Origin of the sequence: Nocardioides zhouii (genome assembly GCF_004137345.1) — a bacterium.
Classification (GTDB): domain Bacteria; phylum Actinomycetota; class Actinomycetes; order Propionibacteriales; family Nocardioidaceae; genus Nocardioides; species Nocardioides zhouii.
Genome location: NZ_SDWV01000004.1, coordinates 216,076 through 229,483, shown reverse-complemented (window position 1 = coordinate 229,483; position 13,408 = coordinate 216,076). Strand labels below are relative to the sequence as shown.

Annotated in this window: 10 protein-coding genes and 1 pseudogene; 7 read left to right on the top strand and 4 right to left on the bottom strand. The window is 68.5% G+C overall.

Annotated elements, in window-relative coordinates:
- Positions 1-39: 39 nt before the first annotated feature.
- Complete coding sequence (locus EUA94_RS05800) at positions 40-1,383, bottom strand: HAD-IC family P-type ATPase (RefSeq protein ID WP_129425601.1); 1,344 nt, start codon at positions 1,381-1,383, stop codon at positions 40-42.
- Positions 1,384-1,566: 183 nt separating this feature from the next.
- Here EUA94_RS05800 and EUA94_RS05795 point away from each other — a divergent pair, with 183 nt between their 5' ends.
- Positions 1,567-2,250, top strand: a complete 684-nt coding sequence (locus EUA94_RS05795; protein WP_129425599.1) for a GNAT family N-acetyltransferase — start codon at positions 1,567-1,569, stop codon at positions 2,248-2,250.
- Here EUA94_RS05795 and pflA read toward each other — a convergent pair.
- From pflA to EUA94_RS05780, 3 genes are all read right to left on the bottom strand, one after another.
- Positions 2,243-3,181 carry a pyruvate formate-lyase-activating protein gene (gene pflA, locus EUA94_RS05790; protein WP_129425597.1) on the bottom strand — a complete coding sequence of 313 codons (939 nt, stop codon included), beginning with the start codon at positions 3,179-3,181 and terminating at the stop codon, positions 2,243-2,245. The two genes, EUA94_RS05795 and pflA, sit on opposite strands and share 8 nt — an antisense overlap.
- 29 nt (positions 3,182-3,210) lie before the next feature.
- Positions 3,211-5,481, bottom strand: a complete 2,271-nt coding sequence (pflB, locus tag EUA94_RS05785; protein WP_207210414.1) for a formate C-acetyltransferase — start codon at positions 5,479-5,481, stop codon at positions 3,211-3,213.
- Positions 5,482-5,570: 89 nt separating this feature from the next.
- A complete protein-coding gene (locus EUA94_RS05780) occupies positions 5,571-5,885 on the bottom strand; it encodes a hypothetical protein (protein WP_129425595.1) in 315 nt (104 codons plus the stop codon).
- A gap of 146 nt (positions 5,886-6,031) precedes the next feature.
- Between EUA94_RS05780 and EUA94_RS05775 the strand changes: the two genes are divergently transcribed.
- From EUA94_RS05775 to EUA94_RS05750, 6 genes and pseudogenes are all read left to right on the top strand, one after another.
- On the top strand, positions 6,032-6,328 hold the full coding sequence (locus tag EUA94_RS05775) for a DUF4342 domain-containing protein (protein WP_129425593.1): 297 nt from the start codon (positions 6,032-6,034) through the stop codon (positions 6,326-6,328).
- 16 nt (positions 6,329-6,344) lie between these two features.
- Positions 6,345-8,174: pseudogene (locus tag EUA94_RS05770) on the top strand (AMP-dependent synthetase/ligase).
- Between the two features lie 33 nt (positions 8,175-8,207).
- A complete protein-coding gene (locus EUA94_RS05765; protein ID WP_129425591.1) occupies positions 8,208-9,512 on the top strand; it encodes a wax ester/triacylglycerol synthase family O-acyltransferase in 1,305 nt (434 codons plus the stop codon).
- Between the two features lie 194 nt (positions 9,513-9,706).
- Positions 9,707-10,645, top strand: coding sequence for a universal stress protein (locus EUA94_RS05760; protein WP_129425589.1), 939 nt, complete (start codon positions 9,707-9,709; stop codon positions 10,643-10,645).
- A 166-nt stretch (positions 10,646-10,811) separates the two neighbouring features.
- Complete coding sequence (gene gap / locus EUA94_RS05755; protein WP_129425587.1) at positions 10,812-11,825, top strand: type I glyceraldehyde-3-phosphate dehydrogenase; 1,014 nt, start codon at positions 10,812-10,814, stop codon at positions 11,823-11,825.
- A gap of 137 nt (positions 11,826-11,962) precedes the next feature.
- Positions 11,963-13,402 (top strand): cytochrome ubiquinol oxidase subunit I, encoded by a 1,440-nt coding sequence (locus tag EUA94_RS05750; protein WP_129425585.1) that lies wholly within the window; start codon positions 11,963-11,965, stop codon positions 13,400-13,402.
- Positions 13,403-13,408 lie beyond the last annotated feature (6 nt).

Genomic DNA, 13,408 nt, shown 5'->3' with positions numbered 1-13,408 from the left:
GGCGCTATCCGTCCTCGATCTTCGACCTGGTCCTCGGCCTCAACCGACCTCGTGGCCGCCGCTGGTGGCACCCGCGGCCGGAACTGCCACGACGGACATCAGGCGCCGCCGCGGATCGAAGTGGAACACCTGCTCGACAGATGCGCGCGGAGCGAGCGCGGCGCTGCACACCCGGTCGGCGGCATCGAGCAGAGCAAGCTCAGTGGGGTCGCCGAGGTTCGCCTCGCGGTCCGCCGTGGAGCAGGACCGGAGGACGCGGGCCAGTCGAACGGCCTCAGGGTCCCCGATGGTGCGTCGTGCTGAGCCGGACCACACGCTGTGCACCTGCATCCGGTTCTGGGTGAGGGTGCCCGTCTTGTCGGTGCAGATCACGTCAGTGGATCCGAGGGTCTCGACCGCGCTCAGTCGTTTGACCAGCCCTCCTCGTCGGGCGAGGTCGGCCACGCCCACGGCCAGAGCGAGAGTGATGGTCGGGAGCAGGCCTTCCGGAACGTTGGCGACCAGCAGACCGATGGCGAACACCGACGCCTCGGTGAAGCTCAGACCTGCGAGCATGCCCAGGGGCAGGAAGGCCACCCCGACGGCGACAGCCACGCCGGCGATCAACCAGGCCACTCGACGGACCTGCTCCTCGAGCGGGCTGGGGTCCTGGTGGGTGCGGGTGGACAGTCCGGCGATCCGTCCCAGCTCGGTCGACATCCCGGTGTGCACGACGAGGGCCAAGGCCTCCCCGGATGCACACGTGGTCCCGGACAGCAGGACGTCCTCTGCATCCACGACACGCCGCCCGAGGTCGGCCGCAGTCGGGGGCGTCGGGGCGGCCTGTCTGGTGACAGGTGCGGACTCGCCGGTTACGGCCGACATGTCGAGCTCGACAGCGCCCTCCAGGATGCGAGCGTCGGCGCTCACCGCCGCGCCTTCATCCACGAGCATCACGTCTCCAGGGACGACGCTCGCCGCGTCGACAAGCCTTCGTCGCCCGTCCCGGACGACGGTGGCGTGCGGTGGCAGGTAGAGAGCCAGGGCAGCGACGGCGTGTTCGGCGTGCCGCTCCTGGACGAGGGCGAAGCCCGCGTTGAGTGCGATGACGCAGATGATCGCCGCTCCGAGCGTCACGCCTTGGGTGCCCAGTGCCAGGGCGGCCGCGAGCCACAGCAGCAGCGCCAGCGGGTGCGTGAGCTGGCGAAGCAGGGCGGCAGGCAGGCTGCTCCGCTGTTCGACGGTGAGCTGGTTGGGCCCGGTGACGGCGAGCCTGCGCTCGGCCTCTGCCTCGGACAGTCCGGAAGCGTCGCAGTCCAGGTGTTGGAGCAGGACGTCGACGTCGACGAGAAGCAGCTCCACGTCGGCGCCGAGCACGTCCTTGCTGAGCGGGGTTGTGGGCATCTGCCCACGGTGAAGGAGGCCGGGTCTTTCTCCTAGGGCCATTGGACCTGCGCGCCACCAGTGGAGTGAGAAGCGTCAGGTCGTGTCCTTGGCCACGCCGATCGCGACCGGGCTCGGCCGATTGCGCAGTCGAGTGGAGGACCCGCAGTTGCGGTGCCCTAGGCTGCGGACTGGGGAGGCTTGATGATCGAGCAGATCAAGCTGCGTGACAGCACCGACGCGTTCGCCATTTCACTGCGGCCCACGGACAAGGCGGCCCTGGTCGCTGGGTTCGAGGCGCTGACACCAGACTCTCGCCGCCACAGGTTCCTGGCATCGGTGAAGCACCTCAGCGAGAGCATGCTGGAGCGCCTCGTCGACGACGTTGACGGTATCGATCACACTGCCCTGGTCCTGTGCGTCGAGACGAGTCCCGACGTCTACGACCCGGTCGCGGTGGCCCGGATGGTGCGCTACGCCGACGTCCCCGACGCCGCGGATCTCGCCGTCACGGTCAAGGACGAGTGGCAGGGGCGCGGCGTCGCCACCGGACTGCTCGACGTGCTGATGCGTCAGCGCCCCGTGGGCGTGGACCGCATCGTCACCGAGGTCTTCAACGACAACGAGGCGTCCCTGTCGATGCTGCGCCGCCTGGGCCACACCACGGTCAAGGACGTGGGGTCCGGAGTGAGCGAAGTCGCTGTCGAGCTGCCGCCCGTCCCGTCCGTGGCAGGGTCACGGGTGCCATCGGGTCAAGGCGCCATCGATGACACGCGGGTGTTGGTGCCCGGTCCCTCGGCCTCCGCTGTGCCGCGTCCGCTGCTGAGCGACCCCGGGCACAGGCACGCGCTGCGCACGCGCGACCAAGTCTGTCCGTGGTTCAACTGATGGTCGGCGCGGCAGTGCGTTGACGCACCTCGTGGGTAGCAGTCGGCCATTCGTGGTGATTCGCCAAGGCGGCCGCCCCCGTGCTCCGGGAGCTACGACCTCGCTCCGGTCTCTCCCAGACGACGTTGAGGCCGTGTGAGCGGAACTGGTCCTCCACGCGCCGCACCAGCTGGGGGGCTGGTGGCGCAACGTCGGTGAGCTGGTAGTCGAGACCGAGCTCGGCCCACTTGGCTGCTCCCAGCTGGTGGAAAGGAAGGACCTCGACCCGCTCGACGCCGGACAACGTCGCGGTGAAGGAGGCCACCGCCTCGACGTTCTCGGGTGCATCGGTGAGCCCTGGGACGAGAACGAAGCGCACCCACATGCGGTTGCCGTGCTCGGAGAGTCGCCGGGCGAAGGCCAGCGTCGGCTCCAGATCAGCGCTGGTGACGACTCGGTAGGTCTCCGGGTCGCCAGACTTGATGTCCAGGAGGAACAGGTCCACCAGGTCGAGGAACTCGTCGGTGGCGCGTGCGCCGAGGAAGCCCGACGTGTCGACCGCCGTGTGCAGCCCGAGGTCTTCCTTGCACCGGCGCAGCAAGGCCTCCAGGAACCTGATCTGCAGCATCGGCTCGCCCCCGCCGACGGTGATGCCGCCGTGGGCCGTGGTCACGAACTCTGCGTACTTGGCCACTTCGTCCAGCATCCGCCCCATCGTGACCCGGCGCCCGTTCGTCAGGGTCCAGGTGTCGGCGTTCTCGCAGTACTGACAGCGCAGGGGGCACCCCGAGAGGAAGAGCGTGAAGCGCACACCGGGACCGTTGACCGTGCCCGTGATCTCGTAGGAGTGGTAGTAGCCGATCTCCGGGTCACCCTCCTGGGCCAGCTCCGCCTCCAGCTCCGCCCTGGACCCACCGTGGTGCTCACGCACCGGTGTGATGGACAGTGGCATCGAGGTCGTGGGTGTCGGCAACGGTTCCACTAGAGCGAGCCGTGAAAAGTGCGGTGAATGACGTCGAGCTGCTGCTCGCGGGTGAGCCGCACGAAGTTGACGGCATACCCCGAGACGCGGACGGTCAGCTGGGGGTACTGCTCCGGGTGCTCCATCGCATCGAGCAGCGTCTCGCGACTGAGGACGTTCACGTTGACGTGGAAGCCCTGAGCACCGAAGAACGCGTCCAGGATGCCGGTGAGGTTGTCCACCTTTTCTCCTGGGGTCCTCCCCAGGGCGTTCGGCACCAGGTTGCTGGTCAAGGAGATCCCGTCAAGCGCCTGGTCGTAGGGCAGCTTGGCGACCGAGAGTGCCGAGGCGGCCCAGCCGTGCCGGTCTCGCCCGTTCATCGGGTTCGCCCCGGGTGAGAACGGCTCACCGAGGCGTCGACCGTCCGGGGTGTTGCCGGTCGACTTGCCGTACACCACGTTGGACGTGATCGTCAGCACCGACTGGGTCGGGACGGCGCCGCGGTACGTCGGGTAGGTACGGATCTTCGCCATGAACCGCTCGACGAGGTCGACCGCGATGTGGTCAGCGCGGTCGTCGTTGTTGCCGTACGCCGGATAGTCACCGTCGACCACGTAGTCGACGACGAGGCCGGTCTCGTCCCGGACCACGCTCACCGTCGCTGCACTGATCGCTGAGAGGCTGTCCGCGGCCACCGCCAGGCCGGCGATGCCCATCGCCATCGTACGACGGACCGGGTGGTCGTGCAGCGCCATCTCGACGCGCTCGTAGGCGTACTTGTCGTGCATGTAGTGGATGACGTTGAGCGCGTCGACGTACACCCGGGCCAGCCAGTCCATCTCGACGTCGAGCCTTCGGAGGACGTCGTCGTAGTCCAGGACGTCGCCCGTGACCGGGCTGGTGACCGGGCCCACCTGCTTGCCCGTGATCTCGTCACGACCACCATTGATGGCGTAGAGCAGTGTCTTCGCGAGGTTCACGCGGGCACCGAAGAACTGCATCTGCTTGCCGACCGTCATGGCGGAGACGCAGCAGGCGATGGCCGTGTCGTCGCCGGTCACCGGCCGCACGAGCTCGTCGGACTCGTACTGGATGCTGCTGGTGTCGATCGAGACCGAGGCGGCGAAGTCCTTGAAGCCCTTCGGCAGCCGCGCCGACCACAGCACCGTGAGGTTGGGTTCGGGCGCCGGTCCGAGGTTGTACAGCGTCTGCAGGAAGCGGAATGACGAGCGTGTGACGAGGGTGCGTCCGTCCTCGCCCATCCCACCCAGGCATTCGGTGACCCAGGTCGGGTCCCCGGAGAACAGGGCGTCGTACTCAGGCGTCCGGAGGAAGCGCACGATCCGGAGCTTGATCACCAGGTCGTCGACCAGCTCCTGGGCGCGCGACTCGTCCAACCGCCCCTCGTCGATGTCGCGCTCCAGGTAGATATCCAGGAACGTCGAGACGCGTCCCAGCGACATGGCAGCGCCGTTCTGCTCCTTCACGGCCGCTAGGTAGCCGAAGTAGAGCCACTGGATCGCCTGCTGGCCGGTGGTGGCGGGTCCGGAGATGTCGAAGCCGTAGGTGAGCGCCATGGCGCGCAGCTCGCCCAGCGCCCGGATCTGCTCGGCGAGCTCCTCCCGGTCCCGGATCACGTCCTCGCTGGACGGCAGTGCGTCCAGCGATGCCTTCACGAGGGTCTTGTCGACGATCAACCGGTCCACTCCGTAGAGGGCCACGCGGCGGTAGTCGCCGATGATGCGGCCCCGGCCGTAGGAGTCGGGCAGTCCGGTGATGACGCTCGATCGGCGTGCCGCGCGTACCTCCTCGGTGTACGCGTCGAACACCCCGTCGTTGTGGGTCTTGCGGTGCACGGTGTAGATCTCTGCCAGCCGCGGATCGACGTCGTAGCCGTAGGTCTTCAGGCTGGTCTCGACCATGCGCCAGCCACCGTTGGGCATGATCGCGCGCCGCAGCGGTGCGTCGGTCTGCAACCCGACGATCAGCTCGACGTCGCGGTCGATGTATCCCGGACGATGCGCGGTGATCGAAGCCGGGGTGTGGGGGTCCACGTCGTAGACGCCACGTTCGCGTTCTTCCGGGAACATGGCGGTCAGCCGGCCCCACAACGTGGTCGTCCGTTCAGTGGCCGGAGTCAGGAACGAGGCGTCGCCCTCGTACGGCGTGTAGTTCGCCTGGAGGAAGGCTCGGGTGTCGACCGACTCGCGCCACCCCGCGCCCCGGAACCCGCGCCACGCGTCACCCAGATCGTTGCTCGACAGGTCGCTCGGTCGCTGCAGCATTGACATGCCCCGACGGTCCGTTGCACAGCCAGGCAGCAACAGTGCCGAACGTCCCTACCTGTCGAGGTATGCACGGTGCGCGACGCGGCGAGAGCTCAGCCGGAGGCCCGGACCGAGATGTCGAGGGTGTGATGCCGTCGGAGAGGTGGACCTCGATCGTCGATCCCCTGGCTGCGTCGAAGCTGCCACGGAATGTCGGCGGCAGCCGGCCACTGTCGTCGGCGGGAATCGGGTGTTGTGAGCGACGTGCCGGAGACGTCGACGCTCCCGCTGGAGAACGCGGAGATGCCCTCCGCCGTGAACTCGACCCCGTCCGACGTGGACAGGGCGCAGACCTTCACAGGGTCGCTCGCGCCAGCGAACCAGCCGACCGCTGTGCTCGGGCCGGACGTCACGATCAGCTCCTGCACACGATGATCCTCCGCTGTCCACGTCCCGGGGACCAGGGTCGAAGGCCTCTAGGGGCGGGAGGGCGACTCGACCAGCATGGAGAGCGTCCCCGGCCCACCGCAGGGTCGAGACACGAGCGCCAGATGGCGACAGACAGGAGCGCGACATGAACGAGGTCACCCACGCGAACGGCACGTCGACCAAGACCGAAGAGTTCGAGGTCAGCGGCGAAGACCTGATGGGGAAGGTGCGCGAGCTTGCGCACGAGGCAGGCGTGCGGCGCATCATCGTCAAGCGCGAGGATGGCACCACGCTGATCGAGATCCCGCTCCCGGCCGGGCTTGCCGTCACCGTGTTCACCGCGGCCGTCGCACCCGTCCTCGTCGCCATCGGCGCGGTCGCTGCCCTGGTCTCCAAGGTGACGCTCGTGGTCGAGCGCGACGAGGACCACGTAGCCGTCTGATCCACCAGGGAGCAGCATGTCGAACGAGCAGCTCAGCATCAGCCACCCACTCCAGCCGAACCAGGCCACGTCGGTTGCGCGGATGTTCTACGACCGTGTCGCGGCCTCGCCGGACGTGGAGGCGTATCGATTTCCTACGTCTGACGGTTGGGGCTCGGTGACGTGGGCCGAGACGCGGAAGACGGTCGACGTGCTGGCCGCCGGCCTGCTGGCGCTGGGCATCAGGCACGAGGATCGGGTGGCGATCGCGAGCAGCACCCGCATCGACTGGATCTACGCCGATCTCGCCATCACCTGCGCGGGTGCGGCGACGACCACCGTCTACCCCACGACTAGCGCCGATGACGTGGCGCTGATCCTGGCCGACAGCGGCACCAGGATCGCGTTCGCCGAAGACGACGCCCAGGTCACCAAGCTGAGGGGTCTCCGCGGCGGGCTCCCTGACCTCGAGCGCGTCATCACCTTCGACGGCACCGCCGACGGCGACTGGGTGCTCTCCCTCGAGGACCTCAAGGGCTTGGGGACCATGCACCTGGCCGCGTTTCCGACCGCGGTCGAAGGAGTGGTCGACGCGATTCTTCCCGAGCACCTGGCAACACTGATCTACACCTCCGGCGCCACGGGACGTCCCAAGGGTGTTGAACTGCCACATCGGTGCTGGACCTACATCGGAGCCGCGGCCGAGGGGCTGGGCTTCCTGGCACAGAAGGACCTGTAGTACCTGTGGCTCCCGCTGTCGCACTCCTTCGGCAAGATGCTGGAGACGGTCCAGCTTCAGGTGGGCTTCCCGACCGCCGTCGACGGCCGAATGGACCGCATCGTGACGAACCTCGCCGAGGTGCGCCCGACCTTCATGGCCGGTCCACCGAGGATCTTCGAGAAGGTGCACGCCAAGATCGTGCAGACCGTCGAGGAGGAGGGTGGCCTTCGAGCAACCCTGTTCGGTTGGGCCTTCCGGGTCGGCGACCGGGTTGCTCGCACGGAGCTGGAGGGGCGTCGGCCAGGTCCCGTCACACGCGTGCAGCACGAGGTGGCCGAACGACTGGTGCTGGCCAAGGTCCGCGCCCGACTGGGTGGACGGATCCGGTTCCTGATCTCAGGAAGCGCGGCCCTCTCGCCGGAGATCGCTGCCTGGTTCAACGCCTCCGGAATGTTGATCCTCGAGGGCTACGGCCTGACCGAGACCAGCGCAGGCACGTGCCTGGTGCGCATCAACGACCCCGTGCTGGGCGCCGTGGGTCCACCACTGCTCGGCACCGAGGTGCGGATCGCCGCCGACGGCGAGATCCTCGTGCGGGGGCCGAGCGTCATGCGCGGCTACCACGGACTCCCCGACGCGACGGACGAAGTCCTCGATGCCGACGGTTGGCTGTCGACAGGTGACGTGGGCCAGCTCGACGAGCGCGGTGACCTGCGCATCACCGACCGCAAGAAGGACCTGATCAAGACCTCCGGAGGCAAGTACATCGCACCCCAGCTGGTCGAGGTGCTCTTCAAGGCCGAGTGTCCACTGGCCAGCCAGATGGTCGTCCATGCTGAGGGCCGTAGCTACGCGACGGCTCTGGTCACCCTGGACCCGGAAGCGGTGGCGCAGTGGGCGGCAGCCAGAGGCTTGGCCGAGACGGACTACGCCCGCTTGACGGCTCACCCCAGCCTCCTCGAGTACGTGACACGGTGCATCGCACAGGTCAACGGCAAGCTGAACCGCTGGGAGACGGTCAAGGACTTCCGCATCCTCGACCGTGACCTCACCGTCGAGGACGGCGAGGTCACGCCCAGCCTCAAGGTCCGCCGCAGGTTCGTGGAGACGAAGTACCGGTCACTCCTGGACTCGATGTACGCCTGACGGCGATCCGGAATTCACCTGGCGAGGAGAACGATGTCAGACCATCTGAGCGCTCTGTCTGCTGCCTTCCTGTCCGCCGAGGACGTCGACCCGCACGTGTCGCTGGTGATCGGGTCGTTCGCCGTGCTGGCCGGGCCCGCGCCGTCGTTGGACGAGCTCCGACGGCTGGTGGAGCAGCGGCTCGCGTTGGCTCCCCGCTACCGCCAGCGGATCCGGCGTACCGCGCTCGAGCTGCGGCCGCCCAGGTGGGAGGACGACCCGGCCCTCGACGTCCGCCTCCACGTGCGCAAGGCAGAGGTCACAACTCCGGGTGAGCGGGGCGACGTTGCCGAGCTCGTGGGCCGAGCCATGGCGGCGCGGATGGACCGGGATCGTCCGCTCTGGGACATCACGCTGTGCGACGGGCTGGCCGGCGGCCGGTGGGGACTGTTGTGTCGCGTCCACCATGCTCTGGCCGACGGAGTGTCCGGCACGGCACTTCTGCGTGTGGTCTATGACGTCCCGCACGAGACAGCGGCCACGGCCGTCGGGGTGCGAAGGGTCCCGAGGTCCCGGCTGCGCAGGGCTGCTGGAGCGGCCTGGGTCGCGGGACGCGGTGGTTCGGCCTTCCTCCCGGCGCTGGTCCCGGTCCACGGACCGTCGGTGACGGGCCTGATCGGAGAGGGACGGCGCTACGCGTGGACCGGCGTGCCACTGGCATCAGTCCGCGAGGTTCGTCGCGACATGCACGTCACGGTCAACGACGTGGCTCTCGCAGCGGTGACCGGCGGGTTCCGCGCACTACTCGTGCACCGGGGCATCGAGCCACACTCCAGGGCGATCCGGTCCCTGGTGCCCGTATCAGCCTGGGACGGAGCGTTGGTCGACGGACCGGACAACCGAGTGACGCTACTACTCGCTGACCTTCCGGTCGAGCTCGACGACCCTGTCGAGCGGGTCCGCGCGATCCACGACCTGGTGGACCGGCTGCGACGCGACCGCGAGCCAGAGGCAGGCGTGGTGGCCCAACAGCTGCTCAGCGCCGTCCCCTACCCGCTGGTCGAGACTGCAACCAGGCTGGCCCTGCGGCTCCCTCACCACCACCTGTCCACCGTCACCACCAACGTGCCCGGCCCGCAGCAGCCGCTTTCGTGCCTGGGCCGTGAGGTCGAGCAGATGTTGCCGTACGTGCCGATCGCCGACCGCATTCGCATCGGGGTCGCCATGTTCAGCTACTGCGGTGAGCTGACCTTCGGGATCACCAGCGATCTCGACGTCGCCGATCTCGACGTGCTGGTTGAGGGGATCGATGCAGCGTGGTGGTCCCTGGCTGGCTCCAGGACTGGCGGCGGTCGTTGACTCGCGTGATGAGTGGCCTGGCCACGGTCTCCTTCCTGGTCGGGCAGTCGCGGTGTTGACCTGGCCACACGAGGGACGCTGCGCACTGAGCCGGGCCGTTCGTCCCGCGCCTGACGTCCGTCCGGCCCTGTCGCCCGGCGCCAGTGCGCCGGAGTCTGGTGGTGCCAGCACATCCCACTCAGGAGGTACCGACCATGTCGAACGCGAACCGTGCCACCCACCGAACCCGCGACCTGGTGGTCGGTGTCGACGGCACACCGGGCAGCGCCGCGGCGCTGCGGTATGCCATCAAGGAGGCCGCCAGCAGCGGTGGCAAGGTGGACGTCATCCACGTCGTCCACGACTACGTCCCGATGGCCGGCATGCATCACATCGTCCCCGAGGACTTCACGGCCGCCGGCCGCGCAACACTCGAGTCGACGCTCCGCGAGGTCGACACCTCGTCCTCCGCCGGTGTCGTGGAGACGCACCTGAAGCGCGGGGGAGCGGTGAGGACACTCACGGAAGGCGGAGAGCACGCCTTCGCGATCGTCGTCGGTAGCGACCGGCGTGCCGTGTCGAGCCGGCTCCTCACCGGCAACGTGTCCACCGGTGTCGCCGCGCGTGCGGCCGTCCCGGTCGTGTCCGTGCCAGAGACGTGGCGGGACGAAGGTGAGACGGGAACCGTCCTGGTGGCGGTCAAGGCGGCCGACCTGTCCGATGCCCTGATGGCAGAGGCGTTCGAGGTCGCCCGACGGCGCGGCAGTCGGCTCGTCGTCCTGCATGCGTGGCGGTTCCCCTCGGCGTACGACGACATCATCGTGTCCGACCCGGGCACCCTCGCCGAATGGTCCGAGCGTGAGTCGAAGGCGGTCGAGGAGCACGTCGCTCCGTGGCGACGTAGCCACCCGGACGTCGACGTGGAGCTCCGGATCGTGCACGACCATCCGGCGCACGCACTCGTGGCGGCGTCGGAGGGCGCCGACGAGCTGATCATCGTGCGCAGAGCACATGGCTTCCCAGCCGCGGCGCACCTGGGGTCCACCGCACGCACGGTGTTGCTGCACGCGCACTGCCCGGTCCGGGTCGTGCCGGCCACACTCGTGCCAGTGATCCCCGACGTCGAGCCCGAGATGGCCGGCTCCGCACTTTAGTGAACTCGCGGGTTCGCGACAGTTTGTCCCCGAGGGACCACCAGTGCGGGCTGGTCTTGCACCAGGACCCGTACGACGGGTGACCTTTGGCCCTGTGGTGATGTCGCTGCGCCTACCAGCGTGGGGTCGAGGCCGCGCGACCGCGGCGGCCCGGGAAGGCACCGCGATGAGCATCCGGATCGGCATCAACGGCATGGGACGTGTGGGACGTGCCCTACTGCGCCGTGCCGCACAGACGGACGACCTCGAGGTCGTGGCGGTGAACGACGTCATGGACGTCGCGACCATGGCCAACCTGCTGCGTCGTGACAGCACCTTCGGCCGCTTCCCAGGCGAGATCGAGGTGGACGGCGACGTGCTTGTCGTCGACGGGCGCAAGATCGCCGTCTCGTCGTGTCGCGACCCCGAGCAGCTGCCCTGGGCCAGCGAGAACGTCGAGGTGGCCGTGGAGTGCACCGGTAAGTTCCGGACGCGCGACACGGCTGCCGGTCACTTGCGCGCCGGAGCCCAGCGGGTAGTCATCTCCGCTCCCGGCAAGTCCGTGGACGCCACCATCGTGATGGGGGTCAACGACACGACGTACGACGCTGCCGCGCACCTGGTCGTCTCCAACGCCTCCTGCACCACCAACTGTGTGGCGCCGATGGTCAAGGTCCTGCACGACGCGTTCGGCATCCAGCAGGGATTCATGACCACGGTGCACGCCTACACCGGCGACCAGAACCTCCTCGACGGCCCGCACAAGGACGCCCGTCGCGCCCGCTCGGCCGCCGTCAACATCGTCCCGACCACGACCGGTGCGGCGAAGGCGGTGGGGGAGGTCCTGCCCGAGATCGCCGGACGCCTCGACGGAGTGGCTCTGCGGGTGCCCGTGGTCGACGGGTCGCTCGTCGACCTCGGAGTTCTCCTCGAGCGCGACGTCACCGCGGAGGAGGTCAACGCGGCCTTCGCTGCGGCGGCCGCGTCCGGTCCTCTTGCCGGCCTGCTCCGCTACGAGGACGGCCCGTTCGTCTCGACCGACGTCATCGGGGACGGGGCGTCGTGCGTCTTCGACTCCGGCCTCACCCAGGCGTCGGGCCGCTTCGTGAAGGTCTTCGGCTGGTACGACAACGAGTGGGGCTACACGTGCCGCCTCGCCGACCTCACCCGCCTCGTCGGAGGATCCACGCCCAGGCCCTGACCGACGCCCCAGGACGGGACCAAGGTCCCGTCGGGAGGGGAACTTGGACCGTGCTGCGCCCCGCGGGCGATCCCTAGCGTGGAAGCGGCCGCGGGCGTCCGTGGCCGAGGACAGATGTGCCGACAGGAGACCGGATCGTGGACCCGACCGACATCGCCCGGTGGCAGTTCGCCATCGTCACCGTGTACCACTTCTTGTTCGTCCCGATCACGATCGGGCTATCGGCCATCATCGCCGGCTACGAGATCACGTGGGTCCGCACCCGCAACGAGCAGTGGCTCCGGCTGACGAAGTTCTTCGGCAAGCTCTTCCTCATCAACTTCGCCATCGGCGTGGTGACCGGCATCGTCCAGGAGTTCCAGTTCGGGATGAACTGGAGCGACTACTCCCGCTTCGTCGGGGACGTGTTCGGGGCACCGCTCGCTGTCGAGGGGCTGCTGGCCTTCTTCCTCGAGTCCACCTTCCTCGGCCTGTGGATCTTCGGCTGGGACCGGTTGCCGGCGAAGCTGCACGCGGCGTGCATGGTGCTCGTGCACGTCGGCACGTTGTTGTCCGCCTACTTCATCCTCGCGGCCAACTCGTGGATGCAGAACCCGGTCGGCTTCGCCTACAACCCCGACACGGGTCGCGCCGAGATGAACGACTTCGCGGCGGTGCTGCTCAACAAGGTGCAGCTCGTGACGTTCCCGCACGTGGTGCTGGCGGCGTACATGACCGGCGCGGCGTTCGTCGTCGGTGTCGCGATGTGGCAGCTGGGCCGACGTTCCTCCGAGGGGGATCGGTCGATGTACCGCCTGGCGGTGCGCACCGGCGCGGCGATCGTGCTGGTGTCGGGCATCGGCGTGGCGATCACCGGAGACTTCCAGGGCAAGATCATGACCGACGTGCAGCCGATGAAGATGGCGGCCGCCGAGGCGCTCTACGACACCGAGGCGCCGGCGGACTTCTCGCTGTTCACCCTCGGCACCCTGGACGGCGAGAAGGAGACCTTCTCCGTCACCGTTCCCGGGCTGCTGTCCTTCCTCGCCACCGGTGACCCCCAGGGCGAGGTGCAGGGCATCAACGACCTCAGGGCTCAGTACGAGGAGACGTATGGCCAGGACCCCGGTGCGGCCTACTACTCCGAGGACGGCTACACCCCGATCATCCCCGTCACCTACTGGACCTTCCGCCTGATGATCGGGCTCGGGATCCTCGCGACCCTCATCGCGGCCTGGATCCTGTGGATCACCCGGGCCGGGCGGTCGCCGGCCGGCCGGCGGACCGTGTGGGTGGCGATGGCGTTGCCCTTCATGCCTCTGTTCGCCAACTCCTTCGGATGGATCTTCACCGAGCTCGGCCGGCAGCCGTGGGCCGTCTTCGGGCTCATGACGACCGATCGGGCGGTCTCGCCGGGCGTCAGTGCCGGTGAGGTGCTGACCTCGCTGATCGTGCTGACCGCGCTGTACGGCGTGCTCGCCGTGATCGAGGTGCGCCTCCTCCTGACCTACATCGCACGAGGTGCCGACCCGGTGCCCGACCCCCACCCCGACGTCGACGAGCCCGGCAACGACCGCCCGCTCGCGTTCGCCTACTGACCCGAG